A 26005-nucleotide genomic window follows, 5' to 3' on the forward strand; every position below is an offset into this window, starting at 1 on the left:
CAATTGGCGACCGGCCAGTAACTTCGCTGGGCATGAGCACAGCGTCCGTTCTCATCGCCGGCAGCGGCTTCGGCGGCATCGCACTGGCCATCGAGCTGAAGCGAGCCGGGTTGCCCGAGTTCACCGTGCTGGAACGCGCGGACGAGATCGGCGGCGTGTGGCGCGAGAACACCTACCCCGGTGCCGCCTGCGACATCCCGTCGCCGCTCTACTCGTTCTCCTTCGAGCCCAATCCCGACTGGTCGAGGCGCTATCCCGGCCAGGCGGAGATCCACGCCTACCTCAAGCGCGTGGCCGCGAAGTACGGGGTGGACCGCCACATCCGCTTCGGCACCGAGGTGACCAGCGCCGGCTTCGACGAGCGGCGCGGCCGCTGGACGGTGGAGACGAGCACCGGCGAGACCTTCGAGGCGAAGGTCTTCGTGCCCGCCACCGGCCAGCTCTCCCGCCCGGCCCAGCCCGACCTCCCCGGCCAGGACACCTTCGCCGGACCCGCCTTCCACTCCGCCCGCTGGAACCACGACGTGGACCTGACCGGCAAGCGGGTGGCGGTGATCGGCACCGGGGCCAGCGCCATCCAGTTCGTGCCGGAGATCAGGAAGGTCGCCGGGCGGGTCACCGTGTTCCAGCGGACCCCGCCGTACATCATGGCCAAGAACGACACGGTCTACCGCGCCTGGCACCGCCTGCTGTTCCGGAAGCTGCCGGTCACCCAGCTGCTCGGCAGGCTGCGGATCTGGCTGCTCGCCGAGTACGCCACCTACGCGATGACCAAGCACACCGTGCTGGCCAAGCCGTTCGAACTGCGGACCGCGCAGCTGCGGCGGCGCCACATCACCGACCCCGAGTTGCTGGAGCGCATCACCCCGGACTACCCGATGGGGTGCAAGCGCATCCTGTTCACCAACGACTACCTGCCCGCGCTGGCCTCGCCCGACGTCGAGGTGGAGACCACGCCGATCACCGAGATCACCCCGCGCGGCGTGCTCACCCAGGACGGCGTGGAGCACGAGGCCGACGTGCTGGTCTACGGCACCGGGTTCGCCGCGCTGGACTTCCTCGGCTCGCTGAAGGTGCGGGGACTGGGCGGGAAGGACCTCGGCGAGGTCTGGGCCCGGGGCGCCCGCGCGCACCTCGGCATGACCGTGCCCGGCTTCCCGAACCTGTTCTGGATGTACGGCCCGAACACCAATCTCGGCGCCGGTTCGATCATCTACATGCTGGAACGGCAGGCGCGCTACATCCGCCAGGCCGTCGAGCACCTCTCGCGGCCGTCGGTGTCCTACCTGGACGTCCGGCCGGAGGTGGAACGCGCGTACGACGAGGAGATCCAGTCGCGGCTGGCCGGCAGCGTGTGGACCGGCTGCACCAGCTGGTACCGCCAGGACGACGGCCGGGTCTCGACCAACTGGCCCGGCCTGGTCTCGGAGTACCACCTCCGGACGCGGCGGCTGCGCCTGTCGGAGTTCAGGGCGGTGGGTTCGTGATGGAACGGTACGACGTGCTGGTGATCGGCTCCGGGTTCGGCGGGAGCGTGTCCGCGCTGCGGCTGACCGAGAAGGGCTACCGGGTCGGCGTGCTCGAAGCCGGGCGGCGGTTCGCCGACGACGAGTTCGCGAAGACCTCGTGGCGGCTGCGGAAGTACCTGTGGGCCCCGCGGCTCGGCTGCTACGGCATCCAGCGGCTCACGCTGCTGAAGAACACCTTCGTGATGAGCGGCACCGGGGTCGGCGGCGGTTCGCTGGTCTACGCGAACACCCTCTACGAGCCGCCGGACACCTTCTACGCCGATCCGCAGTGGGCGCACATCACCGACTGGAAGGCCGAGCTGGCGCCGCACTACGACCAGGCCAAGCGCATGCTCGGGGTGACCGAGAACCCGGCGACCACGGCGTCGGACCGCGTGCTGCGCGAGGTCGCCGAGGACATGGGCATCGCGCACACCTACCGGCGCACCCCGGTCGGGGTCTTCTTCGGGGAACGCGCCGGCGAGGAGGTGCCGGACCCGTTCTTCGGCGGGGCCGGGCCGTCGCGGCGCGGGTGCAGCCACTGCGGCGAGTGCATGACCGGCTGCCGCCACGGCGCGAAGAACACCCTGGTCAAGAACTACCTGTACCTGGCGGAACGGGCCGGGGCGAAGGTGCACGAGCTGAGCACCGTGGTCGACGTGCGCCCGCTGCCCGATGGCGGGTACGCGGTGACGACCGTGCGCACCGGGAAGTTCCGGCGGCGGACCTTCCACGCCGACCAGGTGATCTTCGCCGCCGCCGCGCTCGGCACCCAGCGGCTGCTGCACCGGCTCCGCGACCGCGGTTCCCTGCCGGGCCTCTCCCCGCGACTGGGCTACCTCGCCCGCACCAACTCCGAAGCGGTGCTCGCCGCCCGGTCACTGCGGACTGATGCGGACTTCACGCGAGGTGTGGCGATCACCTCGTCGATTCACCCGGACGGGGACACCCACGTCGAACCGGTCCGCTACGGCAAGGGCAGCAACGCCATGGGCCTGCTCGCCACCGTGCTGGTGGACGCCGAGCCGGGCAGGCGGCGCTGGGTGCTGGGCCTGCGTGAGCTGGTCCGGCAGCGGCGGTACCTGCTCAAGCTGCACAACCCGCGCCGGTGGTCGGAGAAGATGATCGGCCTGCTGGTGATGCAGAACCTGGACAACTCGGTGACCACCTACACCAGGCGCGGACTGCTGGGCAGGCGGATGACCACCCGGCAGGGCGACGGCGAGCCCAGTCCGGAGTGGATCCCGGTGGGCAACGAGGTCACCCGGCGGGTGGCCGAGAAGATCGGCGGGCTGCCGCAGGGCTCGGTGACCGAACTGGCGAACATCCCGATCACCGGGCACTTCATCGGCGGCTGCACGATCGGCGAGTCCGCCGAGACCGGGGTGGTGGACCCGTACCAGCGGGTCCACGGTTACCCCGGCCTGCACGTGGTGGACGGCTCGACGATCTCGGCGAACCTCGGCGTCAACCCGTCGCTGACCATCACCGCGCAGTCCGAGCGCGCGATGTCCTTCTGGCCGAACAAGGGCGAACCGGACCCGCGCCCGCCGCTCGGCTCGGCGTACCGGCGGCTGGCGCCGGTGCCGCCGGCGCACCCCGTGGTCCCCCCGAGCGCGCCGGCCGCGTTGCGGTTGCCGATCCGGCCCGTCTGGGCGCCCGATCAGGGGATTTCGAAGTAACGGGTGTTCTGGAAGGACTCCTGCAACCACTGCCCGTGCCGCCGGACCAGCAGGTTCGTGTTGGTCGAGAGCGAGTCCGGGCGGCAGTCCGGCGCGTCGCCCTGGGTCAGGCAGGACGAGCGGACGATCACCACGGTGTTGCGGTCGAGGTAGCGGACCTTCTCGCTGAGCCGCTTGATCCGGCTGCCGTCGATGTGGTTGTCGAAGTAGTACTGCATGCCGCGCGCGATGCCCTCGCGGCTGTGCAGGTGCTCGCCGTTGAAGGTGACCACGTCGCCGTCCTCGGTGTAGGTGGCCGCGAACGCCGCGCCGTCCTCCTCCGCCCACGCCTTCGCCTGCCGGTCGTGCAGCCGGTCGAACGCCGCCTGGTCGCCGGGGTGGTGGTCCTCGACCGCGGTGGCGGGCACCGCCGTGATCAACAGCACCCCCACCGCGGCCGCCACCCAGCCGGAACGCGCCTTGCCCATGATCCCTCCTGGCTCTTTGATAGGTAGTGTAGCTACATGTACTGACACTACCCATGAAGGCGGCACGGGGCAATCCGAGGAATGCGCTCGCCAAGGGCACCGGCGACTGACAGGCTGGCCGGAGATATCAGACGTTGTTCGGAGGTCCCTCATGTCTGACACGCAACCCACGCCGGAAAACGGCGCGGAGGACGACGTCAAGCGCAAGTTCCGCGAAGCCCTCGAGCGCAAGCAGGCCCAGACGAAGGCCCGTTCCGCGCACGAGGACCGCGGGTCCAAGGTGCACAACGCCCACGGCCCGGCCGGTGGCAAGCGCGAGTTCCGCCGCAAGAGCGGCTGAGGCGCCCTTACGGCCGGAACACCTCGCGGTGGTCGACCACCCGGAAGGCACTGCCCGGACTGGCCGACGCCACCGCGGCGCGCAGCTTGGCGAGCCCGCCCCAGTCCTTGGCGGGCTCGTCCAGCGGGTAGTCGAAGTCGTCCCAATGGGTCGGCACCACGTAGCGAGGGAAGCCGAGCGTGCGCAGCAGCCGCGGCACGTAATCGGCCACCTTGTCCCCGCCCGGGGGCAGCAGCACGACGTCCGGGCGCAGCGCCGCCAGCTCGGACTCCACGTAGTTGGAACCGCCGAAGTTCAGCACGGCGAAACCCGAAGGACTTTCCACCTGGTAGGCCAGCGTGCCGCCCTCCAGCAGCTCGCTGATCACCCGCGGCTGGTCACGCCGGGACAGCGGCCGGGTACCGGCGAAGGCGACCTTGGCGCGGTCCCCGCTCGCCGAGTGCAGTGACCGCAGCACGCGGATCGAATAACCGTCGAAGGCGTGGAACTCACCGCCGGTCGCGATCGCGAGCTGGTCCTCGGGCGCACCGAGCGCGAGCAGCAGGCTGAGGTGGGTCTCGGTGCCGATCACCGTCGCCCCGGTCTTCTGCGCGAGGTACGGCACGTCGGTGATGTGGTCGTAGTGGCCGTGGGTGACCAGGATGTGGTCGGCCCGCAGTTCACCGGAGCCCACCAGGGCGTCGATCAGCCGGTGGTTCACTTCGATGCGGGTGTTCGGGTCGGCACCGGCCTTGGTGTAGGTGCCGGTCTTGAACCGGGTCAGCCACGGGTCGATCAGCACGACCTTGCCGTTCGGCAGGCGGATCTCCCAGCTGTTGTTGCCCCACCAGCGCAACGCCAGGTCGGCCCGTGGCCGCGGGGGTGTCGCGGCGGCCGGGATGCCCGGCAGGCTCGCCGCCAGTGCCGCCGAAGCCCCGAGGAAACCGCGCCTGCCGAATCTGCTCTTTCCATCGCTCATGATCGACAGCCGAGCACGGCGGCCGGGGCGCTGTCCAAGATCAGCACCCGCTGACGGCGATATGCGAAACGATATCGTCGCAGCGTGGACCCCCTGCGTGCACTGCGCTACTTCCTCGTGGTCGCCGACGAACTTCACTTCGGCCGGGCCGCCGACCGGCTCGGCATCGCGCAGCCGCCGCTGAGCCAGCGCATCCAGCGGCTGGAACGCGACCTCGGCGCGAAGCTGTTCGACCGCGACAGCCGTCACGTGGAACTGACCGACGCCGGGCAGGTGCTGCTCGCCGAAGCCCGTGACCTGATCGCCCGCTGGGACCGGATGGCCGCCCTGGTCGGCGAGGCCGGTCGCGGTGCGGCCACCGCGTTGCGGGCCGGGGTGCCGCCGGAGATGCCCGGCCGGGTGCTCGCCGGACTGCTGACCGCGTTCACCCGGCACCGGCCCGGCGCCCGCGTCGACCTGGAAGAGCTGAGCACCACCGAGCAACTTCGCCTGCTCGCCGATGGCCGGCTCGACGTCGGCCTGCTGCACCAGCCGGTGGAGGCCGCCGGTCTGGAGCTGGGGCCGGTGCTCGAAACCCCACTGGGTGTCGTGCTGCCGCGTGACTCACCGCTGGCCGCGCGGGCGGAGCTCGATCCGGCGGCGTTGACCGGGCAGGGTCTCGTGCTCTTCCCGCGTGCTTCGGCCCCCGGGTACTACGACGCCCTGCTGCGGGCGTGCCGGGCACACGGCTTCCACCCGGCGGCCGTGCACCACGCGCGGAACCCGGAGTTCGTGCTGGGCATGGTGCTGGCCGGGCACGGCGTGGCGGTGGCCGAAGGCACGGTCGCGCAGAAGGAACCGCGGGTGGTGTGGCGACCGCTCACCCCGGGCGCCCTGACCCGGCGGCTGCGCTTCGCCTGGCCACCCGGCAATCCGGACGCCCAGGCCTTCGCCGAGGCGGCCTTCGCGAACCTTCAGGAAACCGTTTCGCATTCCGCCGCGCCCGCGGCAGCCGGGTTGCGCCCGTGGAACGTGGTCTACGGCGACGGCTGACCGCGCAACTGCGCCACCGCCGCGGCCGCCGCGGCGCCGATCGCCTGCTCGACCGCGGGTTGCCGCTGGACCAGCGAATCCGAACGGGTGAACACGGCGACCGCGAACCGCGTGCCGTCCGGATATTCGACGACGCCGATCTCGTTGCGGATGCACGGCAGCGTGCCGGTCTTGCCCGAGACCCGCGCCTCCGGCGGGAAGGCACCCCCGAGCCGGGACCAGAACACCTGCTGCCCCATCCACTGCCGCACCTGCCGCGCGGCTTCCCCGGGATCGGCCCAGAGCCGGTCGAGCAGCCGGGTCATCTCACGCGGGGTGCTCGCGTTCGTCCAGCCGGGGTCCAGCGCCCGCATGGCCAGGACCCGGTCCGCCGAGAAGGTGCGGAACAACCCGGCGAACCGCTCGGCCCCTCCGGCGTCCTCGACCATCGACGCCACGATGTCCCGCGGCGCACCGGCGATCCGGGTGCGCGTCAGCCCCAGCTCACGCAGCAGCGACCGCACGTTGTCCAGGCCGACGCGGTCGCACAGCACGTCGGCCGCGGTGTTGTCGCTGACCGACATCGCGAAGTAGGCCGCGTCCCGCAGGCTCAGCTCGACGTCGTCCGCGCAGCCCGCGGTGCCGGACCCGCCCAGTCGGTCGGCGGCGCCGATGCGCACGCGGTCACGCGGGTCGAGCTGCCCGGCCACCACCTGGCGGGCGAACTCCAGCACCAGCGGCACCTTCACCACCGAAGCCAGCACCACCGGTTCGTCGGCGCGGAAGCCGACCTCGGCCTCGGTACCGAGACGGCGGGCGTGCAGCCACCCGTGCACACCCGCCGTCGTGAAGAGTTTTTCGATCACCCCAGGTGGATGGCCTTCAGCGAGCCGATCTCGGACATCCGGCGCTCGGCCAGCCGGTCGGCGGCGGTGGCCGCGGGCACGCCTTCGGCCTCGGCCAGCTTGAACACCGACTTCGTGGTGTCGAAGATCTGCGCGGTCTTGCGCTTGGCCCTGGCGAAGTCGAAACCGTGCAGTTCGTCGCTGACCTGGATCACGCCACCGGCGTTGACCAGGTAGTCGGGGGCGAACAGGATGCCGCGGTCGTCGAGCAGCTTGTCGATGCCGGGGTGGGCGAGCTGGTTGTTCGCCGCGCCGCAGACGATCTTGGCCCGCAGCACCGGCACCGTGTCGTCGTTCAGCGTCCCACCGAGCGCACACGGCGCGAACACGTCGAGCTCGGCGCGGATCAGCTCGTCGGCGCTGTCGAGCACCTCGATCTGGGGGTACTTGGCCACGGTTCGCTCGATCGCGGCGGCCGAGACGTCGCTGACCACCACGCGCGCACCGGCGTCCATCAGGTGCCCGACCAGGATGTGCCCGACCTTGCCGACCCCGGCCACGCCGACCCGGCGCCCGGCCAGGTCGGGGCTGCCCCACAGGTGCTCGGCGGAGGCGCGCATGCCCTGGAAGACACCGAAGGCGGTGAGCACCGAGGAGTCACCCGCCCCGCCGTCCTCGGGCGAGCGGCCGGTGACGAACCGGCTCTCGCGGGCGACGATGTCCATGTCCTGCACGTAGGTGCCCACGTCGCAGGCGGTGATGTAGCGGCCGTTGAGCGACTGCACGAACCGGCCGTAGGCCCGCAGCAGGGCCTCGGACTTCGTCGTGGCGGGGTCGCCGATGATCACCGCTTTGCCGCCGCCGAGGTCCAGCCCGGCCAGCGCGTTCTTGTAGGCCATGCCCTTCGACAGCGCGAGCACGTCGTCGAGCGCGTCGGCCTCGGATTCGTACGGGTAGAAGCGGGTGCCGCCGAGGCCGGGGCCCAGTGCGGTGGAGTAGATGCCGATGATGGCCTTGAGGCCGCTGGCCTTGTCGTGGCAGAAAACAACCTGTTCGTGGCCGGTATCGCGGCCGAATACACCGTCCGTCACGGTAGTGACTCCTTTGTCGGGCACCGGCGCGTGGCTCGTGGCACGCGCGGAATCGGGGTTGCAACCGGGATCGCGCCCGACGGGAAGGTCGTTCCCGCGGCCGGAGGGTCCCACCGAGAACCGTAGAGGGGGAAGATCCTCCCGCCAAGGGGGTGTTTCACCAGAGTTCAAGGTGCGCGCTCGACCAGGTACCGGCGCAGCCCCGGCCCCACCCAGGCGACCACCGCGTCCCGGTCCATCGCCACCACGGGCGGCAGCGCGAGCACGTACCGGCACAGCGCGAGGCCGAGCACCTGGCTGGCGCAGAGGCCGGCCCTGGTGGCGAAGTCGGCGTCCGGCGGGTCGAGCGCCTCGATCACCGGCACCAGCTGGGCGGCGAAGATCTGCTGCATGCGCTCGGCGGCGGCCGCGTTGGTGGCGCTGGTCCGCAGCAGCAGCTGGAGCGTGTCGTCGGCTTCCCAGCGGTCGAGGAAGTGCGCGACCAGCGCTTCTCCCACCCGTTCGCGCCGCACCCCGGTGAGGTCCGGCAGGCGCAGGTCGATCTCGGCGGCCGCGGCGAACAGGCCCTCCTTGTTGCCGTAGTAGCGCATCACCATCGACGGATCGATGTTCGCTTCCGCGGCGATGGCCCGGATGGTGGCGCGTTCGTAACCGTCCTTGGCGAACCGTTCCCGCGCCGCCACCAGGATCGCCTGCCGCGTCCGGTCGGACCGGCGTGCCGTCTCGCTCATGCCAACAACCGTAGGCCAACACCTGTTGACAAGCCAATGCGATCCGGCCTACTTTGCCAACAAGTGTTGGCCAACAGTTGTTGACTTCCTCGAAAGGTGGCGCGAATGATTCCCGAGCAGACCGAGGTGCTGGTGGTCGGCGCGGGCCCGGTGGGCCTGGCCGCGGCGGCGAGCCTGGCCCAGCAGGGTGTCGAGGTGACCGTGCTCGACCAGCAGGCGGAAGGCGCGAACACCTCACGGGCCGCCGTGGTGCACCCGCGCACCATGGAGGCGCTGGAGCGGATCGGCGTGGCGGACCGGCTCGCCGAGCTGTCGCTGCCAGCCCGCCGGTTCACCATCCGCGACAGCGATCGGGTGCTGGTGCCGCTGGAGTTCGGGCAGGTGCCCAGTCCGTACCGGACGCTGTTCATGGTTCCGCAGCCGACCACCGAACAGGTGCTGCTCGACCGGCTCGTCGAACTCGGTGGCGGGGTCCTGCGCCCGCACCGGCTCACCGCGCTCCACCAGGACGAGGACGGCGTGACCGCTACGGTCGATGATGAGCACAAGATCCGCGCGCGCTACGTGGTCGGTGCCGACGGCATGAAGAGCGCGGTGCGCACGATGACCGGGATCGGCTTCGGGCGGGACAGCGCGGGCGAGACGTTCACGCTCGCCGACGTGCGGTTGCGCGACGGCGGCCTGCCCCGGGACGAGGTCGTGCTGTTCTTCTCGACCGGCGGCATGGTCGTGTCGGCACCGCTGCCCGATGGCTCGTTCCGCATCGTGGCCGAGGTCGGGGACCCGCCGGAGCACCCCGGCCTGGCGTTCGTGCAGGACCTGCTGGACCGCCGAGGCCCCGCCGCCGGGGTCGCGCGGATCAGCGAGGTGGTCTGGGGTTCGCGGTTCCGCGTGCACCACCGGGTCGCCGACCGCTTCCGCGAGGGGCGTGCCCTGCTGGCCGGCGACGCCGCCCACGTGCACAGCCCGGCCGGTGGCCAGGGCATGAACCTGGGCCTGCGGGACGCGATCGCGCTGGGTGAGGCACTGGGCGCGGTGGTCAGGGGCGGCCCGGACACCCTGCTCGACGAGTACGCAGCGGCCCAGCGGCCGAAGGCGCAGGAGGTGGTGAAGTTCGCCGGGCGGCTGACCCGGCTGGCCACCGCGAGCCCGCTGGCGCGCCCGGTGCGCAACACGGCGCTCTCGGCACTGGCGAAGGTGCCCGCTTTCCGGGTGGTGCTGACCAAGCGACTGGCCGGCCTGGCGGATCGTTGATGGCAGGATTCCGGACATGACCGGTGACTTGTTCGTTCGTCGTGGTGGTTCCGGGGACCGGACGCTCCTGCTGCTGCACGGGCTCGGCGCGACCGGCGAGGTGTGGCAGGGGCTGACCGACCGGCTTTCCGGCGAGTGGAACTGGGTGGTGCCGGACCTGCCGGGGCACGGCCGCTCCCCCGCCGCACCCGCCTACTCGTTCGGCGGGCTGACCGCGGGGGTCGCGGAGTCGGTCAGCGGCGAGGTGACCGTGCTGGGGCATTCGCTCGGCGGCGTCCTGGCGCTGACGCTGGCCAGCGGCTGGTTCGGCGTGCCGGTCCGCGCGGCGTGCGGGCTCGGCATCAAGGTGCGCTGGACCGCGGAAGAACTGGAGAAGGCCGCGGCGGTGGCGGCGAAGCCCGCCCGGGTGTTCGCCACCCGGGAGGAGGCCGCGGACCGCTGGCTCAAGGTGTCCGGCCTGGTGGGCCTCGTACCGCTGGAGGCGGTGAGCGCGGGCGTGGTCCAGGACGGCGACGGCTGGCGGGTGGCACTGGACCAGCGTGCGTTCGGCGTCGGTGCCCCCGACCTGCCGGGCCTGCTCGCCGCCGCCCGCGGTGCGGTGGTGCTGGCGGCGGGTGAACACGACCCGATGTGCCCCGCCGACCACCTGCGTGAACTGGTGCCGGACCCGGTCGTGCTGCCGGGCCTCGGCCACAACGCCCACGTCGAGAACCCCGAGGCGGTGCTCGCGCTGCTGCGTTAGTTCGTGGCGAGGGCGTCGTCGAGGGAGACCCGGGCTTCCCAGTCGATGTGGTGCTTGGTGAGCCAGTCGGCGTTGTTGCGCGGCCCCTTCTTCAGCAGGTACGGCAGCATCGCGTCGCGCACCATGCGCTTGAGCGGACCCGGCACCGCGGTGCTGCCCATCCGCGCGCTGGTCGCCCCCACGCGTTCCACCCGCTCGCGCCGGAGCCCTTCATAGGCGCGGAAGGCGTTGCCGATGTCCGCCACGTCCCGCAGGCAGCGCGCCAGCGTCACCCCGTCCTCGACGGCCAGTGAGGCGCCCTGCCCGGCGTTCGGCGCGGCCACGTGCGCGGCGTCCCCGACGATCACCATCGAGCCCGCGTGCCAGACCGGGGCGGACGGGATGTGGTACGAGTTGCTCGCCACCACCTCGTCACCGGTGGCCCGCACGATGTCGGCGGCGGGCGTGTGGTCCCTGGCGAACAGCTCCAGCACCCGGTCCTTCCACTCACCGGCGCCGATGGCCGCGAGTTCCGCCTTGCTCCGCTCCACCCCCGGCGCGTTGGTGAACCACCAGGTCTCGCCGTCCGGTGCGGTGACGTAACCGAAGAAGGCGCGCTTGCCGTAGACCATCCGGTAGGCGCCGGGCGGCGCGGGCGACGGCGCGTCCGGCGCGTAACCGCAGATGGTGGTGTGGCCGGTGTGCTCCGGCCGCGGCGCGGTCTCGTCGATGATCGCGCGCGTGGCCGAGTGGATGCCGTCGGCGCCGATCAGCAGGTCGCCCTTGGCCTGGTCACCGTCGGCGAAGGTGGCCACCACCCCGCCGTCGGAGGTGTTGCGCGCGCCGGTCAGCCGCTTGCCGTGCTCGATCCGGATGCCGCGCTCGGCCAGTTCGTCCTGCAGCACCCGGTACAGCGTGGCGCGCTTGAGCGTGCGCGGGCCGAGCACACCCTCGCGGCGCAGCGGCACCTCACCGAGGAACTTCCCGGCCCCGCTGAGGAACTCCACCTTCGACGCGGCGAACGATTCGTCGGCGACCCGCTCGTGCACGCCGATCGCCCGCAGGGCGTCCTGGCCGTTGCTCATCAGCGTGAGGAACGCGCCGACGTCGTCGGCCCCGGTCGGGTGGGCCTCGTAGACCACCGAGCCGATGCCCGCCTTCCGCAGGGCGATCGCGGCCACCGGACCGGCGATGCCGCCACCGATGATCAGCGCGTGGGTCATCGGCTCGCCTGCAGCGCCCTGGACAGGGCCACCAGCTCGCGGACGTCCGCGTCCAGCCCCTCACCCGCCGGCACGGCCACCGGCACCGCCTGCTTCGGCACTTCGTCGCCGGTGGAGCGGGCGCGCAGCGCTTCCTTCAACTTGTCCGCCAGGTTCTCGTGGGTCACCGGCTGCTCCCGCACGTCCGCCAGGTACGGGCTGATCCGCACCAGCCCGTCCCGGCACTCGATCACGCGCCGGTAGTAGCGCCGGTGCACACCGGTGACGCTGAGCAGGTCGCGCCAGCGGCTGGCCGGCACCCGGCTGAGCGCGTCCTCGGGGAACTCGCGGTGCAGCACGGTCCACAGCGGGCCGAGCCGCCGGTACATCCGGCGGTGGTGCAGCCACACCCCGGCCGCGGCGAACCGGCGCGCGGCCGCCGGGTAGGTGAAGCCGATCAGGAAGATCACGATGCCGGGCAGCAGGAAGAAGATGGCGCCGATCGAGCCGATCGTGGTCTGGGCGGTGCCGTCGGCTCCCGGCGCGGCGGCCATGCCCAGCCAGCGCAGCACCACCGCCGGGATGAACAGGCAGTCCGCCACCACGATCATCGACATGCCCACCCCGGCCATCCGCAGGCCGCGCCGGACGTTGCGCTCGGTGCCCTTCGCGGACTTGAACGCCCAGCGCGCGGCCAGCCCGAAGCCCAGCCCCATGTAGGCGTCGGCGGTGACGAAGAACAACGCCACACCGGTCACCGAGTGGTCGTTCGTGGCGACCCCGGCCGGGGTGATCACCGCGGCCACGACCAGCACCACCTCGGCCACGGCCAGCGGGATCAGGTACCGCGTGGTCTTGCGCAGCGCCTGGCGCTGGTCGAGCGCGGAGAACAGGAAGAACGAGATCAGGCAGTTGACCGCGACCAGCAGGATGCCGTGCTGGATCAGCCGCGACACCATCGGCGGCAGGCCGAGGAACACCTGGTTCTCACCGGCGATCAAGCCGAACGGGTAGGCGATGGCCAGGCAGCCGACGGCGATCGTGACGCACCACAGCGGGGCCGAGCGCGGCGAGCGGACCAGCCGGATCAGCAGCCAGGTCAGCGCGGCGACCGCGACGACGCCGTAGGCGAGCAGTCCGGCGCTCACAACCACCCCAGCCGGTCGGACAGGGCGGCCTCCATCCGGCGGGTGGACGGCGCGTGCGCCCCGGGCGCGACCCGGTCGAGCACCGAAGCCCATTCCAGGATGATCGTGGCGACGGTTTCCGCCTCGCGCTCGTGCTCGGTGTCGTAGGAGGTGCGGCGCAGCGCGCGGCGCACCGCGTCGGACTCCAGGTCGGGGTAGCGCTCGCGCAGCGCGTTCGGCTCGACGTCCGGGTAGAGCTCGGCGAGCAGCGCGTCGTCACCTTCGTCGCTGTGGTGCCCGGCCAGGATGTGGCCGAGTTCGTGCAGGATGATGTGGCCCTGGTGGGCCTTGCTGGTTTCCTGCTGGTAGAGGATGTAGTCGGCGGTCCTGGTGGTGATCCAGACGCCGAACGGACCGGGCACCGGGATGGCGTGCGCGATCAGCCGGATCGGTTTGCCGCGGCGCTCGCCGACCTTCCGGCACAGCTCGGTCACGTCGAGCGGCGGGCGGATGTCCAGCTCGTTCAGCAGTTGCCTGCACTGCCGGCGTAACGCTCGCTCGCGCACCGGATCACTCCTCCGTGTCGGCCCGGGCGGCCTGCTCCTCGCGGTAGACGACGTTGAGCAGCTCCATCACCAGCCGGCGGCGTTCCGGCGACAGTTCACCCGCCCGCATGGCCATGAGCTGCGCGTCGCTGCTGCCCGCGATTTCGTTGAGCCGCGCCTGCTCGGACTTCAGTTCCGCCAGTTGCCTGTCGACCCTATCGGTGACCGCGTCGTCGAAGAAGTAGCTGGCGGGCACCCCGAAGAATCCGGCCAGCGCCTGCAGGTGCTTGAAGGTCGGGTTGTCCTTCTTGCCCTTGCGCAGCTGCCAGATGTAGCTCTGCGAGATCTTGACCTCGCCCTCGGCGCAGATGGTCGCCGCGACGTGCTCGTTGCTGTATTCCTGCCCGTCACGCGGTGTCTGGTTGGCGAACAAGTGGTTGAGCTTGTCCGCCAGGCTCCGGCTACCCCGATCCACCGTGTCCACCTCTCCGAATTTCCACTGAAGAAGATGTCGATCCTGTCGGTTTTCTTCGCTTCAGTTGAAACCACGGTCCGCGCCCATTAGTCTCCGAAGCGTGACCGGATTGACTGATGCGAAAGAGGGTAGCAGCCGGACACTGTATGTGAGTACAAGCGGGCGAGATCGTTCCGCTGCCACCGTGCCCGGCGCCGTGCACACCGCCGACCGGGGTCTGTGCTGCGAACTGTGCGGTGAACCGCTGGGTTACCGCGCGATGGACCGGCTCACCGGCCTGCCGGGCCGCTGGGAGTGGGACCACCAGGCCGGGCACGCCCTGCAGCAGCTGGCCCACCGGCCCGGGGTGATGCTGCTGGTCGACCTGGACCGCTTCCAGGCCATCAACGACGCCCACGGTCAGCTCGCCGGCGACACGGTGCTGACGTCGGTGGCCCTGGCTCTGCGGAACACCGTGCGCGACGGCGACATCCTCGGCCGGTTCGGCGGGCACGACGGGGACGAGTTCCTCGTGCTGCTGCCAGCCACCCGCCTCGAGCAGGGGCTCTCGATCGCGCGGGACATACGCACCAGGATAAGGACCATCGTGGTCACCGTGCGATCCGCGATCGGCCACACGGTGGTCATCGAGGAGCTGACCAGCTCGATCGGCGTCGGCGTGCACCACCCCGAACTGGGCACCGGACTGCGGGAACTGGTCGGCGAGGCGAGCCTGGCGCTGCAGGTCGCCAAGCGCAGCGGGCGCGACCGGATCTCCCTGCCGCCGGTCACCTGACCACCGCGCACACCTCGCCGAGCGCGGCCATGGCGGCGTCCAACTGGGCGTCGGCCAGGTAGGGCGCGGGACCGAAGCGCAGGTACTCGCCGCGGCTGTCCGTCCGGACCCCGCGTTTCTCCAGTTCGGCGCAGAACTCCCCGGCACGCGGGCTGCGCAGCGCGAGGAAGCCGCCGAACGCCTCCCTGGGCAGTTGCTCACGGCTGATCAGCGACGGCGGCAGGTCGAGTGCGTCGAACCGCTCGGCCAATCGGGTGTTTTGCCGGAGCGAAATCTCCCGCAACCGCGCCGCGGTCAGACCCTGCTCGGCGAAGAAGGCGGCGACGCGGGCCGCCCGGTAGTGGCTGGTCGGGTCGTAGGTGGCACCGGCGAACCGGTCGCCGCCCGGGGCGTAGGTCACCCCGCCAGGGCGACGGGCATCCGCGATGGCCCCGAACTCGGCGAACCACCCCGTCACCACGGGCCGCAACTCGGCGGCGTGCGGCGGTACGCGCAGGAAGCAGTTGCCTTCGCCGAACTGGAGGTACTTGTACCCGCCGCCGACGATCCACGCCTCTTCCAGGCCGTCCATCGAAAACGGCACCGCGCCCAGTGCGTGGTAGGCGTCGACCACCAACTCGGCACCTCGAGCGGCGCATCGCTCGGCGAGCGGTTGTGTATCGTATACGATGAGCGATGTCTCGAAGAGCACCTTCGAGACGAACACCGCGCACGTCCGGTCGTCGACTTCAGCGGCAAGGCGCTCGGCAAGCGAGTCCACCGGCGCAACCGGCACGCGCACCACCTCGATGCCCGCCTCCTCCAGCCTCGCGAGCTGTCGGCGCAACGTGTGGAACTCGCCGTCGGTGGTCACCAGCCGCGGCCGTGCCCGCAGGTCGAGGGCGGACAGCAGGCGAATCACCAGCTCGTGCGTGTTCGCCCCGAGCGCGAGTTCGGCGGCCGGATCGCCCAGCCAGCCACGGAACGCGGCCCGCACCTCGTTCGCCTTCGCGAACGCGCGGTCCCACTTCGCGTCGGCCTCCAGCGCGGCGTCCTCGAACGCCTCGACCTGCCCCTCCAGCGCCACGTCCGGCCAAGCCTGGTGCGAATGCGCGGAGAGCAGCGGCCGCTCGGCGACCCGGAAGCGCCGGTAGTGCGCCGCCAGCGGGTTCCCCGAGTTCACAGCCGGCTCCGCACGGCCCACAGGTCCGGGAACATCGGCTGGAACAGCGTCTTCCGCAGGTAGTGCGCCCCCGAGGAACCCCCCGTGCCGGTTTTGTCGCCGATGGTCCGCTCGACCATCTTCACGTGCCGGTACCGCCACTCCTGCACCCCTTCGTCCAGGTCGACCAGGTGCTCGGCGATGGTCGATGGCCCGGCGTCGTCCTGGTACACCTTCAGCAGCACGTCCTGCAGTTCCGGCGACGGCTCCAGCGGCCGGGTGACGTCCCGCCCCGACGGCACGTCGTACCCGCACTTGGCCAGGTAGGTGACGAAGGAGTCGAAGACCGACGGCCGCGTCATGGCGTCGGTGACCCGGTCCCGCGCCCGCCCCTCCGGGTGGTGCCGGACCACGCGCTCGTCACGGCGGCCGAGCACCGACTCCAGCTCGCGGAACTGCGCCGACTGGAACCCGCTGGAAGCGTCCAGCCGTTCCCGGAACCCGGTGAACTGGCTCGGCGTCATCGTCTCCAGCACGTCGATCTGCGCGACGATCACCTTGAAGATGGTGAGCACCCGGCGCAGCGAACGCACCGCGTGCGCGGTCGCGCCCGCCTCCAGCTGCCGCTGCAGCTCGGCCAGCTCGTGCAGGATCTGCTTGAACCACAGCTCGTAGACCTGGTGGATGACGATGAACAGCAGTTCGTCGTGTTCCTCCGAACGCGGGCGCTGCGCGCCCAGCACCTCGTCCAGTGCCAGGTAGGAGGTGTAGGTCAGCGCCGCGTTGGCGGTGGTGCCGGTTTCGGTCATGGGGTGGTCACCTCGTCGAAGTGTCGTTGCGCGGCCGGCGCCAGTGCCGCCTGCAGGTCGTGGAACAACGCCACCGCCCGGTCGCGCGCGGCGGGTGCCGGCACGATCTCCCCGGGCAGCTCCGGGTCCCTGGCCGGGAACTCCCGGAAGAGGTGGAGCAGCCGCGTGCGCAGGGCGAACGCGGCCGCGTCGTCGAGCACCGCGCGGGCGGTCTCGTCGGCGTAGGGCTCGAACTCGGCGACGAAGGCGCGGTAACGGGTGGCCAGGTCGTCGAGGTCCCAGGCACGGGCGGCGAACCCGCCGATGTCCAGTTCCTTCGACGGCCTGCCGAGCATGAGCCCGGCGTGCGCCGCCACGTCCAGCTCCCGCAGCAGGTCCAGCACCTCCTGCTCACGGTCGTGCGGCGCGAGCCACGTGCCGTCCTGGACCGAGCCGAAGCCGAGGAACCGCAGCCGCCGCACCAGCCGCTCCCTGGCGACACGGCGGTCGTCGGGGATCTGGTGCCACAGCACGGTCCAGTCGCCGTCGAGCACCGGGGTGCGGCCGAGGGAGAAGATCCGCCGGTCGCCGTCCTCCAGCACGGACAGCGTGCGCCGGGTCAGCCGGTAGTAGACGAGCCTGCCGTCGCGGTGCCGCTCGAGCAGGTCGCGGCGGACCACACGGGTCAGCGCGATCCGGGCCGCGCCTTCGGAGAAACCGAGCTCGGCCAGCAGCGCGACCAGCCCGCCGGACCAGACCCGGCGGGTGCGCCGGGGTTCGGCGTAGCCGCCGAGCAGGGTCAGCACCAGTTCCTGGGGAGCCGGTTCGAACGGGGTGGTCACCCCGCTGACTCTATACACCTCACCCGGCTCAGATGTAGGTTGATTTGGATGAAGGTCGGAATCGGGCTGCCGAACACCACGCCGGGCGCGACCGGGCGGCTGCTGGCCGAGTGGGCGCGGCGGGCCGACGCGGGCCCGTTCTCCACCGTCGCGGTGCTGGACCGGCTGGTCTACGACAGCGTCGAGCCATTCACCGCGCTGGCCGCGGCGGCCGCGGTCACCGAACGGGTGCGGCTGGCCACCAACATCGCCATCGGGCCGCTGCGCAGCGCCGCGATGCTGGCCAAGCAGGCGGACTCGGTGGCGCGGCTGAGCGACGGCCGGTTCACCCTCGGCCTGGGCGTCGGCGCCCGCCGCGACGACTACACCGCCGCCGAAGCCGACCACCGCACCAGAGGTGAAAGACTTTCCACTCAGCTCGCGCACCTTCGGGCCGAGAACACCGGCATCGAGCTGCTGGTCGGCGGCAGCAGCGGCGCGGCGTTCGCCAGGATGGCGCGTTACGCCGACGGCTTCGCCCACGGCGGCGGCCCGCCCCGCGCCTTCGCCTCCGCGGCGACCAGGGCCCGCGCCGCCTGGCACGACCTCGGCCGTCCCGGCAGGCCGAAGCTGTGGGGCCAGGGTTACTTCGCCCTCGGCGACCCCGACCGCGGCTCCGCCTACCTGCGCGACTACTACGCCTTCACCGGGCCGTTCGCCGAGACCATCGCCGCCGCCAACCTGACCAGCGCCCGCGCCGTCAAGGACTTCGTGCGCGGATACGCGGCTGAGGGCTGCGACGAGCTGATCCTGCACCCGACCGTCTCGGACCTGGACGAACTCGACCGGCTCGCCGAGGTGCTGGCATGAAGGTCAGCGTGCTGGGTGCCGGGCCGGCCGGGCTGTACCTGTCGATCCTGCTCAAGCGGGCCGATCCGGCGCACGAGATCGAGATCTTCGAACGCAACGCACCGGGCGCGACCTTCGGCTGGGGCGTGGTGTTCTCCGAAGAGACGCTCGGCGAACTGCGCGACGCCGACTACGCCACCTTCCTGCGGATCACCGACACCTTCGCGCGCTGGGACGCCATCGACATCCACTACCGCGGTGAGAAACTGCGCTCGCGCGGACACGGTTTCTCCGCGATCGCCCGCAAGAAGCTGCTCGCCATCCTGCAGGAACGCTGCCGCGAACTCGGCGTGGTGCTGCACTTCGAAACCCCCGTCGACGATCCGGCACAGCTGCCCGACGCCGATCTGGTGGTCGCCGCGGACGGGGTCAACAGCGTGCTGCGGCGCTCCCGTGATTTCGGCACGCGCTCGACCCCGCAGGGCTGCAAGTACATCTGGTACGGCACGGACCTGGTGCTCGACGCGTTCCGGTTCAGCTTCGCCGAAACCGAGCACGGCCTGGTCCAGACGCACTCCTACCCGTTCGACGAGCACACCAGCACGGTGATCGTGGAGTGCCCGGAGCCGACCTGGCGGGCGGCGGGGCTGGACCGGATGAGCGAAGAGGAAAGCATCGCGTTTTGCGAAAACCTTTTCGCGCACGACCTCGACGGGCACCACCTGCTGTCGAACAAGTCGGCGTGGCTCAGCTTCCCGCGCATCCGCAACCGGCGCTGGAGCGACGGCAACGTGGTGCTGCTCGGCGATTCCGCGCACACCGCGCACTTCTCCATCGGCTCGGGCACGAAGCTCGCCATGGAGGACGCCGTCGCGCTGGCCAACGCGTTCGTCCGGCGCGGGCACCACGACCGGGCGGCGGTCCGGGCCGCCCTGGTGGACTACGAACTGGAGCGCCGCCCGGTGGTGGACCGCTTCCAGCAGGCCGCCGCCGACAGCGCCGGGTACTTCGAACGCGTCCGGCACCACACCGGGCTGCCACCGCGGCAGTTCGCGGTCAACCTGCTCACCCGCAGCGGGCGCATCAGCCACGCGAACCTGGCGCTGCGGGACCCGGAGTTCGTGCGGCGGGCCGACCTCGACTTCGCCGGCGAGCCGGAGCGGCTGTTCGCCCCGCCACCGTTCCTCACGCCGTTGCCGCTGGGGAAGGCGCTCATCCCCAACCGGCTGGTGGTGACCGGCGAGCCGCGAGGTGCCGGACTGGTGCGCACCGCACCGATCGCGGTGTCCGACGACGGGCGGATCACGCCGGAAACCCCGGTCGGCCCGGCTTCCTGGCCGGTGGCCGCGGTGCACGAGGCCGGGGCGCTGGCGATGGCGTGCCTCACGCACGCCGGTCGCCGGGGTGCGACGCGGCCCGCGCGGTACGGCGTCGATGTGCCGTTGCCGCCGGGCGAAGCGTGGCCGTTGTTGTCGGCGTCGGCGGTGCCGTATGGACCGTTGAGCCAGGTGCCGAAAGCCGCCGGCGAGCAGGACTTGGCGCGCGTTCGCGACCAGTTCGCGTCGGCGGCGGCGGAAGCGGCGGGTGCCGGGTTCGACCTGCTGGAGCTGGACTTCGCGCAGGGCAGGTTGCTCGCGAGCTTCCTCTCACCGTTGACCAATCCCGCCGACGACCGGCTGCGGTTCCCGCTCGAAGTGCTGACCGCCTGCCGGGAAGCGTGGCCGGCGGAACGGCCGCTCGTGGTCCGGCTGACCGTCACCGACTGGGCTTCGCGAGGAGCCACGATCGACGACGGGGTGGCGTACGCACGGGCCTTCGCGGAAGCCGGCGCCTCGATGATCCACGTCGAAGCCGGGCAAACCGTGGCCGAGGGCAAACCGGTCTACCGGCGGGGTTTCCTCACCACGATCAGCGACCGCGTGCGTGCTGAGGCCGGTGTGCCAACGCTTGTTGGCGGACATCTGACCACCACCGACGAGGTCAACACCGTGCTCGCGGCCGGGCGGGCTGATCTGTGCCTGCTCGATCTGGAGGCGTGAGATGTACTTCGCCGACCTGACCTCCCCGGAAGTCGACGCGCTGCGGTCCGGTCCGCGCACCCCGGTGCTGCTGCTGCCGGTCGGTGCCGTGGAACCACACGGTCCGCACGCACCGCTGGGCACCGATCCCCTGATTTCGCAGGGCATGTGCGAACGCGCGGCACGGTCGCTGGCGCACGACCCGGAGGTGCGCGTGCTGATCCTGCCCGCGCTCCCCTACGGCGTCACCCGGTTCGCACGCGGCTTCGCCGGTGGCGTGCACATCGCGGCGGACACCCTGTTCGCGCTGGTCACCGAGGTGTGCCGGGCGCTGGCGGAGCAGGGGCTGCCCCGGGTGGTGATCGTGAACAACCACTTCGAACCCGAGCACGTGACCACGCTGCGCCGTGCGGCCGAGTCGGCGGGCGCGGGTTATCTCGACCTGGTGCGGCGGCGCAACGCCGAACGGCTCACCGACGAGTTCCGCAGCGGTTCGTGCCACGCCGGCCGGTACGAGACCTCGCTGGTGCTGGCCGACCGCCCGGACCTGGTCGACACCGCGGCCATGCTGGAGTTGCCCGCCGTGCCGGTCGACCTGCCGTCGGCGATGCGGGCCGGTCAGTCGGACTTCCGGGAGATGGGCATGACCGCGGCCTACTGCGGTGCCCCCGCCGAAGCCACCGCCGAAGAAGGCGAAGAAACCTTCGGCACGCTGGCGGAAATGCTCGTCGAAACCATTCGCGCGACCGCGAAGGAGGCGTGATGTACTCGAACATCACCTCGTACTTCCTGGACCGCAACGAACCTTCGCGAACGGCATTGTTCACCCCGGACCGGGCGGTCACCTACGGCGAACTCAGCGCGTTGAGCAATCGCGCCGGGAACATGCTGCGCGCCCTGCACGTCGGCACCGGGCAGCGCGTGCTGCTGGCGTTGAACGACGGCGTCGAGTTCGTCGCAGCGTGGTACGGCGCACAGAAAATCGGCGCGGTCACCGCCGAGGTGTACACCTTCCTGCAGCCGAAGGACTACGCGTATTTCCTCGGCTACACCGAAGCGGCCGTGGTGGTCGCCGACGCCACCACCCTGGGTCCGCTGCGTGAGGCCGGGGCGCGCAACCTGGTGGTCGCGGGTGTGGACGAGGGTGAACTGCGGGCCGGCGAGCATTCGCTGAGCACGCTCCTGGCGCAGGCTTCCGACCAGCTCGACCCGGTGGAGGTCCCGGATGACGAGGTCGCCATCTGGAAGTTCACCACCGGCAGCACCGGCGCGCCGAAGGCGTGCACGCACACCCGCCGCAGTCCGATCCGCAGTTTCGAGCTGTATGCGAAAGAGATTCTCGGTATCAACGCCGAGGACAGGGTGCTCGGCGTGCCGAAGTTGTTCTTCGGTTATGCCCGCGACCTGGTCGCGATGTTCCCGTTCGGGGTCGGCGGCGCCGGAATCGTCTTTCCCGAGCGCACCACGCCGAACCTGCTCTTCCAGCTGATCGCCGAGCAACGGCCGACGATCCTGGTGAACGTGCCGACGATGATGAGCGCGATGCTGGCCCATCCGGCTGCCGCCGAGCAGGACCTCAGTTGCCTGCGGTTGTGCACCTCGGCCGGTGAGGCGCTGCCCGCCGAAGTGCACCGGAAATGGGACGAGACCTTCGGCGTCGAGGTGGTCGACGGAATCGGTTCTTCGGAGGCGTACCACATCTTTTTGTCGAACAGACCGGGTGCGGCGAAACGCGGCAGCCTCGGCCGCGAAGTGCCGGGGTATTCAGCACGGGTGATCGACGAAACCGGAACCGCGCTGCCGGACGGTGAAATCGGCACGCTGGAGGTGACCGGCCCCACCATCGCCGGGGAGTACTGGGGTGACCCCGAGAAGTCGGCCAGCACCTTCGACGGCGACACCCTGCGTTCCGGTGACCTCTTCAGCCGCGACGCCGACGGGTACTTCACCCACCACGGCCGGGCCGACGACCTGCTCAAGGTCGGCGGCATCTTCGTGGCGCCCAGCGAAATCGAGAACTGCCTGCTCGGTCATCCCGAAGTGGTCGAATGCGCGGCGCTCGGGTACGAACAGGACGGACTCACCCGCATCCGCGCGTTCGTGGTGCGGAACGGCACGGTCGGCGAGGACGAACTGCGCGAATACGGACGAGCACGACTGGCGGGACACAAGTACCCCCGAGAAATCGTGTTCGTCGACACACTTCCGCGAACAGCCAACGGAAAACTCGACCGCCGTGCACTGCGAACGGAGGCCCGATGAACAGGCTCGTGGTGGTCACCGGCGGCACCCGCGGCATCGGGGCCGCCATCGCCGCGCGGTTCACCGACGCCGGGGACCGCGTCGTCGCACCGGGTCGCGCCGACTGTGACGTGACCAACGAAAAGGCGGTGACCACCTTCTTCGCCGACCTGGGCCCGGTCGACGTGCTGGTGAACAACGCGGGCATCTCGACGAGCGCGCCGCTGGCCCGCACCTCGCTGGCGGACTGGCAGGCGCAGCACGAGGTCAACGCGACCGGTGCGTTCCTGTGCACGCGGGCCGTGCTGCCGGGCATGCGTGAACGGAACTCCGGTCGGATCGTCACCGTGGCCTCGACCGCCGCGCACGCCGGTTACCGCTACACCGCCGGGTACACCGCCTCGAAGCACGCCGCGCTGGGGCTGACCAGGGCGGTCGCCGCCGAGGTCGCCGGCACCGGGGTCACCGCGAACGCGGTCTGCCCGGCGTTCGTGCGCACCGGCATGACCCGCACCTCGATCGCGCGCATCAGCGGCTCGACCGGGCGTGACGAGGCCGAAGCCGAAGCGGCGCTGGCCGCCGCGTCCCCGCTCGGGCGGTTGCTCGAGCCCGAGGAGGTGGCCTTCGCGGTCGCCTTCCTCGCCGCTCCGGAGGCCGCCGCGGTCAACGGGCAGACGATCGTTCTCGATGGAGGTGGCATCCAGTCATGAGCCCGTTCCGCGCGTCACCCGGTTTCACCGGGAAGTGGGCGCACTTCGACTTCGAGGTGGCCGACGGCGTGGCCACCGTCACGCTGAACCGGCCGGAAAAGCTGAACGCGCTCACCTTCGACGTCTACGCCGACCTGCGCGACCTGCTGGCCGAACTGCCGCACCGCGGTGACGCGAAGGTGCTGGTGATCGCCGGTCAGGGCCGCGGCTTCTGCTCGGGCGGTGACGTCGAGGAGATCATCGGCGAGCTGCAGAAGTTCGAAACGGCGCGGTTGCTGGAGTTCACCCGGATGACCGGCGCCGTGGTCAAGGCGCTGCGCGAGTGCCCGCTGCCGGTGATCGCCGCGATCAACGGGATCGCCGCCGGTGCCGGTTCGGTGATCGCACTGGCCAGCGACTTCCGGCTGATGGCGCGCTCGGCCGCGTTCGCCTTCCTGTTCACCAAGGTGGGGCTGGCCGGTGCGGACATGGGCTCGGCGTACCTGCTGCCGCGGGTGGTCGGCCTCGGCCGCGCGACCGAGCTGCTGATGCTGGGGGACAAGATCCGCGCGGAGAAGGCCGAGCAGATCGGCCTGGCCTCGCAGGTGGTCGACGACGAGGAGCTGCCGTCGGCGGCCACCGCGCTGGCCCGGCGGCTGGCCGACGGTCCCGCGCTGGCGTATTCGACCACGAAGGTGCTGCTGACCAGGGAACTCGACATGGACCTCGGCAGCTCCATCGAGCTGGAGGCGATGACCCAGGCGTTGCTGATGACCAGCGCCGACCACGGCGAGTTCTACCGCGCGTGGACGGCGGGGAGGAGTCCGCGGTGGACGGGGCGGTGAGCGCGCACCGGATCGTGGTGGCACCGGAGCTGGCCGAGCCGGTCGGCTTCGCGCACGCCGTGGTGGCCGCACCCGGCCGCGCGGTCTACCTCGGCGGGCAGACCGCGCAGGGACGCGACGGCGAGATCGTCGGCGAGACGATCGCCGAGCAGTTCGACGTGGCCGCCGGCAACGTGGTCGCCGCGCTGCGGGCAGCCGGCGGGCAGCCGAGCGACCTGGTGTCGCTGCTGTTCTACGTGACCGACGTGCCCGCCTACCGCGCGGCGCTCAAGGAACTGGCGCCCCTCTACCGCAAGCACTTCGGACGGCACTACCCCGCGATCGCGCTGCTCGGCGTGGCCGAGCTGTTCGACCCCGCGGCGAAGCTGGAGCTGGTCGGCACGGCGGTGATCGCGGATGGGTGACCTGCTGGCGAAGGCCGAGCAGATCGGCGAGGAACTGCGGACGCTGGCTCGGGAGGACGGCCGGGTCAACCGGCCGCTGGTGCGGGCGCTGGCCGAGCACGGCCTGCTGGACCAGGTGTTCGTGCGGGACGGCGCCGGCTACCGGCCGGTGACCGCGATGACGCTGTGCCTGCTGCGCGAGGGCCTGGCCCGGCACTGCACCGAGGCGGAAACCGCGTTCGCGGTGCAGGGGCTCGGTTCCTACCCCATTCTCTCGGCGGGCCGGGCGGACGTGGTCGACGAGTGGATCCCGCGGGTGGCCGCCGGCGAGGCCGTGGCCGCGTTCGCGTTGACCGAGCCCGGGGCGGGTTCCGACGTGGCTTCGCTCTCCTTGTGCGCTACCCCCGATGGCAGCGGCTACCGGCTCACAGGTGAGAAGGTTTACATTTCCAACGCACCGGAGGCCGACGTCTATTCGGTGTTCGCCCGCACCGGCGAGCCGGGTTCACGGGGTATCACCGCGTTCTGCGTGCCGGGGAAGTCGCCGGGGCTGTCCGGGGAGCCGATCCCGCTGCTGTCGCCGCACCCGATCGGACGGCTGGTCTTCGACCAGGTCTACGTGCCGGGCAGCCACGTGCTCGGGGAGGTCGGCGGGGGCATGCGCGTGGCCATGGGCACGCTGAACCTGTTCCGGCCGAGCGTCGGCGCCTTCGCGGTGGGCATGGGCCAGGCCGCGCTCGACGCCGCCGTGGCCTACGCCGGTGCGCGCGAGGCGTTCGGCAAGCACCTGAACGATTTCCAGGCGGTGTCGCACACGCTGGCCGAGGTGGCCACGCGGGTGCAGGCGGCCAGGCTGCTGGTGCACGACGCGGCCGCCGCCTATGACGAAGGGCGCTCCGGAGTCGCGTCGGCGGCGGCCATGGCGAAGTTGTTCGCCACCGAGACCGCACAGCACGCGGTGGACGCCGCGATCCAGGTCCACGGTGCCCGCGCCCTGGAGCGCGGGCACCTGCTGGAACACCTCTACCGCGAAGTGCGCGCACCCCGGATCTACGAAGGCGCCTCCGAGGTGCAGCGCGAAATCATCGCCCGGGGGCTGTTCCCAAAGCGGCGGTGACGTCCAGTTCGACCAGCTGGCCCGGGTAACCGAGCACGGTGACCCCGGTGAGGGTGCTGGCGCTGGTGAACGCCTCGGCCAGGGCGGAGGCGTTGAGCCGGTCCCAGACCGCGGACAGCTCGTCGGCCGAGGTGGTGGCCACGTAGATCACCGTGCGCACCACGTCGGCGGGCCCGGCACCGGCGGACTCCAGTGCGGTCAGCGTGTTCGCCACCACTTGGTCCACCTGCGCGAGCAGGCCACCCGCCACCGTGGCCCCCTCGGCGTCCAGTGGGCACTGCCCGGCGAGGAACACCAGGCGGGCGGGTTCGGTGACGGTGACGTGGTGGTAGCCGGGCGGCACGTGCAGGGTGGGGGGATTCGTCCGAATGATCACCATTC

28 protein-coding genes are annotated in these 26005 nt (G+C 71.1%); 15 read left to right on the forward strand and 13 right to left on the reverse strand.

The window, feature by feature from the left end:
- Window positions 1-32: 32 nt before the first annotated feature.
- A complete protein-coding gene (locus tag AC07EG_RS23455; RefSeq protein ID WP_478255300.1) occupies window positions 33-1487 on the forward strand; it encodes a flavin-containing monooxygenase in 1455 nt (484 codons plus the stop codon).
- Entirely contained in the window at window positions 1487-3190 is a 1704-nt protein-coding gene (locus AC07EG_RS23460; RefSeq protein ID WP_478255301.1) for an FAD-dependent oxidoreductase, read from the forward strand. The genes AC07EG_RS23455 and AC07EG_RS23460 overlap by 1 nt, the downstream gene beginning before the upstream one ends.
- On the opposite strand, the gene AC07EG_RS23465 is transcribed toward AC07EG_RS23460, so the two are convergent.
- Window positions 3172-3657: an SgcJ/EcaC family oxidoreductase gene (locus AC07EG_RS23465; protein WP_478255302.1), complete on the reverse strand. Its 486-nt coding sequence runs from the start codon at window positions 3655-3657 to the stop codon at window positions 3172-3174. The genes AC07EG_RS23460 and AC07EG_RS23465 overlap by 19 nt on opposite strands.
- A 151-nt stretch (window positions 3658-3808) precedes the next feature.
- Here AC07EG_RS23465 and AC07EG_RS23470 point away from each other — a divergent pair, with 151 nt between their 5' ends.
- On the forward strand, window positions 3809-3997 hold the full coding sequence (locus AC07EG_RS23470) for a DUF5302 domain-containing protein (protein ID WP_478255303.1): 189 nt from the start codon (window positions 3809-3811) through the stop codon (window positions 3995-3997).
- Window positions 3998-4004: 7 nt separating this feature from the next.
- On the opposite strand, the gene AC07EG_RS23475 is transcribed toward AC07EG_RS23470, so the two are convergent.
- Window positions 4005-4955 carry an MBL fold metallo-hydrolase gene (locus AC07EG_RS23475; protein WP_478255304.1) on the reverse strand — a complete coding sequence of 317 codons (951 nt, stop codon included), beginning with the start codon at window positions 4953-4955 and terminating at the stop codon, window positions 4005-4007.
- 84 nt (window positions 4956-5039) lie between these two features.
- Here AC07EG_RS23475 and AC07EG_RS23480 point away from each other — a divergent pair, with 84 nt between their 5' ends.
- Complete coding sequence (locus AC07EG_RS23480; RefSeq protein WP_478255305.1) at window positions 5040-5987, forward strand: LysR substrate-binding domain-containing protein; 948 nt, start codon at window positions 5040-5042, stop codon at window positions 5985-5987.
- On the opposite strand, the gene AC07EG_RS23485 is transcribed toward AC07EG_RS23480, so the two are convergent.
- From AC07EG_RS23485 to AC07EG_RS23495, 3 genes are all read right to left on the reverse strand, one after another.
- Window positions 5972-6832 carry a serine hydrolase gene (locus AC07EG_RS23485; RefSeq protein ID WP_478255306.1) on the reverse strand — a complete coding sequence of 287 codons (861 nt, stop codon included), beginning with the start codon at window positions 6830-6832 and terminating at the stop codon, window positions 5972-5974. The genes AC07EG_RS23480 and AC07EG_RS23485 overlap by 16 nt on opposite strands.
- Entirely contained in the window at window positions 6829-7902 is a 1074-nt protein-coding gene (locus AC07EG_RS23490; RefSeq protein ID WP_478255307.1) for a Glu/Leu/Phe/Val dehydrogenase dimerization domain-containing protein, read from the reverse strand. Before AC07EG_RS23490 ends, AC07EG_RS23485 begins: the two co-directional genes overlap by 4 nt.
- A gap of 167 nt (window positions 7903-8069) precedes the next feature.
- Complete coding sequence (locus tag AC07EG_RS23495) at window positions 8070-8633, reverse strand: TetR/AcrR family transcriptional regulator (RefSeq protein WP_478255308.1); 564 nt, start codon at window positions 8631-8633, stop codon at window positions 8070-8072.
- Window positions 8634-8738: 105 nt separating this feature from the next.
- Here AC07EG_RS23495 and AC07EG_RS23500 point away from each other — a divergent pair, with 105 nt between their 5' ends.
- Both AC07EG_RS23500 and AC07EG_RS23505 read left to right on the forward strand, forming a co-directional pair.
- A complete protein-coding gene (locus AC07EG_RS23500; protein WP_478255309.1) occupies window positions 8739-9887 on the forward strand; it encodes an FAD-dependent oxidoreductase in 1149 nt (382 codons plus the stop codon).
- Between the two features lie 16 nt (window positions 9888-9903).
- On the forward strand, window positions 9904-10629 hold the full coding sequence (locus tag AC07EG_RS23505) for an alpha/beta fold hydrolase (protein WP_478255310.1): 726 nt from the start codon (window positions 9904-9906) through the stop codon (window positions 10627-10629).
- Here AC07EG_RS23505 and AC07EG_RS23510 read toward each other — a convergent pair.
- The 4 genes from AC07EG_RS23510 to AC07EG_RS23525 are packed head-to-tail and all read right to left on the reverse strand — an operon-like array spanning window position 10626 to window position 13957.
- Window positions 10626-11831 carry an FAD-dependent oxidoreductase gene (locus AC07EG_RS23510; RefSeq protein ID WP_478255311.1) on the reverse strand — a complete coding sequence of 402 codons (1206 nt, stop codon included), beginning with the start codon at window positions 11829-11831 and terminating at the stop codon, window positions 10626-10628. The two genes, AC07EG_RS23505 and AC07EG_RS23510, sit on opposite strands and share 4 nt — an antisense overlap.
- Entirely contained in the window at window positions 11828-12958 is a 1131-nt protein-coding gene (locus tag AC07EG_RS23515; protein WP_478255312.1) for an MAB_1171c family putative transporter, read from the reverse strand. The genes AC07EG_RS23510 and AC07EG_RS23515 overlap by 4 nt, the downstream gene beginning before the upstream one ends.
- Window positions 12955-13503: a hypothetical protein gene (locus AC07EG_RS23520; protein WP_478255313.1), complete on the reverse strand. Its 549-nt coding sequence runs from the start codon at window positions 13501-13503 to the stop codon at window positions 12955-12957. Before AC07EG_RS23520 ends, AC07EG_RS23515 begins: the two co-directional genes overlap by 4 nt.
- A gap of 4 nt (window positions 13504-13507) precedes the next feature.
- Window positions 13508-13957, reverse strand: a complete 450-nt coding sequence (locus AC07EG_RS23525) for a helix-turn-helix domain-containing protein (RefSeq protein ID WP_209664671.1) — start codon at window positions 13955-13957, stop codon at window positions 13508-13510.
- Between the two features lie 184 nt (window positions 13958-14141).
- Between AC07EG_RS23525 and AC07EG_RS23530 the strand changes: the two genes are divergently transcribed.
- The gene (locus AC07EG_RS23530; protein ID WP_478255314.1) at window positions 14142-14732 is read left to right on the forward strand and encodes a GGDEF domain-containing protein; all 591 of its coding nucleotides are present in this window, start codon (window positions 14142-14144) and stop codon (window positions 14730-14732) included.
- Here the strand turns inward: AC07EG_RS23530 and AC07EG_RS23535 are convergent.
- From AC07EG_RS23535 to AC07EG_RS23545, 3 genes are read right to left on the reverse strand one after another with little or no spacing between them, the layout of a single operon-like run.
- Window positions 14725-15894, reverse strand: a complete 1170-nt coding sequence (locus AC07EG_RS23535) for an aminotransferase class V-fold PLP-dependent enzyme (RefSeq protein ID WP_478255315.1) — start codon at window positions 15892-15894, stop codon at window positions 14725-14727. The two genes, AC07EG_RS23530 and AC07EG_RS23535, sit on opposite strands and share 8 nt — an antisense overlap.
- Complete coding sequence (locus AC07EG_RS23540; protein WP_478255316.1) at window positions 15891-16682, reverse strand: tryptophan 2,3-dioxygenase; 792 nt, start codon at window positions 16680-16682, stop codon at window positions 15891-15893. Before AC07EG_RS23540 ends, AC07EG_RS23535 begins: the two co-directional genes overlap by 4 nt.
- Window positions 16679-17503 carry a PaaX family transcriptional regulator gene (locus AC07EG_RS23545; RefSeq protein WP_478255317.1) on the reverse strand — a complete coding sequence of 275 codons (825 nt, stop codon included), beginning with the start codon at window positions 17501-17503 and terminating at the stop codon, window positions 16679-16681. Before AC07EG_RS23545 ends, AC07EG_RS23540 begins: the two co-directional genes overlap by 4 nt.
- Before the next feature lie 48 nt (window positions 17504-17551).
- Here AC07EG_RS23545 and AC07EG_RS23550 point away from each other — a divergent pair, with 48 nt between their 5' ends.
- From AC07EG_RS23550 to AC07EG_RS23585, 8 genes are read left to right on the forward strand one after another with little or no spacing between them, the layout of a single operon-like run.
- Window positions 17552-18352 (forward strand): LLM class flavin-dependent oxidoreductase, encoded by an 801-nt coding sequence (locus tag AC07EG_RS23550; RefSeq protein WP_478255318.1) that lies wholly within the window; start codon window positions 17552-17554, stop codon window positions 18350-18352.
- Window positions 18349-20370, forward strand: a complete 2022-nt coding sequence (locus AC07EG_RS23555; RefSeq protein WP_478255319.1) for an FAD-dependent monooxygenase — start codon at window positions 18349-18351, stop codon at window positions 20368-20370. The genes AC07EG_RS23550 and AC07EG_RS23555 overlap by 4 nt, the downstream gene beginning before the upstream one ends.
- A gap of 1 nt (window position 20371) precedes the next feature.
- A complete protein-coding gene (locus AC07EG_RS23560) occupies window positions 20372-21112 on the forward strand; it encodes a creatininase family protein (RefSeq protein ID WP_478255320.1) in 741 nt (246 codons plus the stop codon).
- Window positions 21112-22611 (forward strand): benzoate-CoA ligase family protein, encoded by a 1500-nt coding sequence (locus AC07EG_RS23565; protein WP_478255321.1) that lies wholly within the window; start codon window positions 21112-21114, stop codon window positions 22609-22611. Before AC07EG_RS23560 ends, AC07EG_RS23565 begins: the two co-directional genes overlap by 1 nt.
- Window positions 22608-23300 carry an SDR family NAD(P)-dependent oxidoreductase gene (locus AC07EG_RS23570; protein WP_478255322.1) on the forward strand — a complete coding sequence of 231 codons (693 nt, stop codon included), beginning with the start codon at window positions 22608-22610 and terminating at the stop codon, window positions 23298-23300. Before AC07EG_RS23565 ends, AC07EG_RS23570 begins: the two co-directional genes overlap by 4 nt.
- Window positions 23297-24124 (forward strand): enoyl-CoA hydratase family protein, encoded by an 828-nt coding sequence (locus tag AC07EG_RS23575; RefSeq protein WP_478255323.1) that lies wholly within the window; start codon window positions 23297-23299, stop codon window positions 24122-24124. The genes AC07EG_RS23570 and AC07EG_RS23575 overlap by 4 nt, the downstream gene beginning before the upstream one ends.
- Complete coding sequence (locus AC07EG_RS23580) at window positions 24109-24528, forward strand: RidA family protein (RefSeq protein ID WP_478255324.1); 420 nt, start codon at window positions 24109-24111, stop codon at window positions 24526-24528. The genes AC07EG_RS23575 and AC07EG_RS23580 overlap by 16 nt, the downstream gene beginning before the upstream one ends.
- Window positions 24521-25624, forward strand: coding sequence for an acyl-CoA dehydrogenase family protein (locus tag AC07EG_RS23585; RefSeq protein WP_478255325.1), 1104 nt, complete (start codon window positions 24521-24523; stop codon window positions 25622-25624). The genes AC07EG_RS23580 and AC07EG_RS23585 overlap by 8 nt, the downstream gene beginning before the upstream one ends.
- On the opposite strand, the gene AC07EG_RS23590 is transcribed toward AC07EG_RS23585, so the two are convergent.
- Entirely contained in the window at window positions 25590-26003 is a 414-nt protein-coding gene (locus AC07EG_RS23590; protein ID WP_478255326.1) for a RidA family protein, read from the reverse strand. The genes AC07EG_RS23585 and AC07EG_RS23590 overlap by 35 nt on opposite strands.
- Window positions 26004-26005 lie beyond the last annotated feature (2 nt).

It is taken from the genome of Amycolatopsis sp. NPDC045836 (assembly GCF_056431745.1).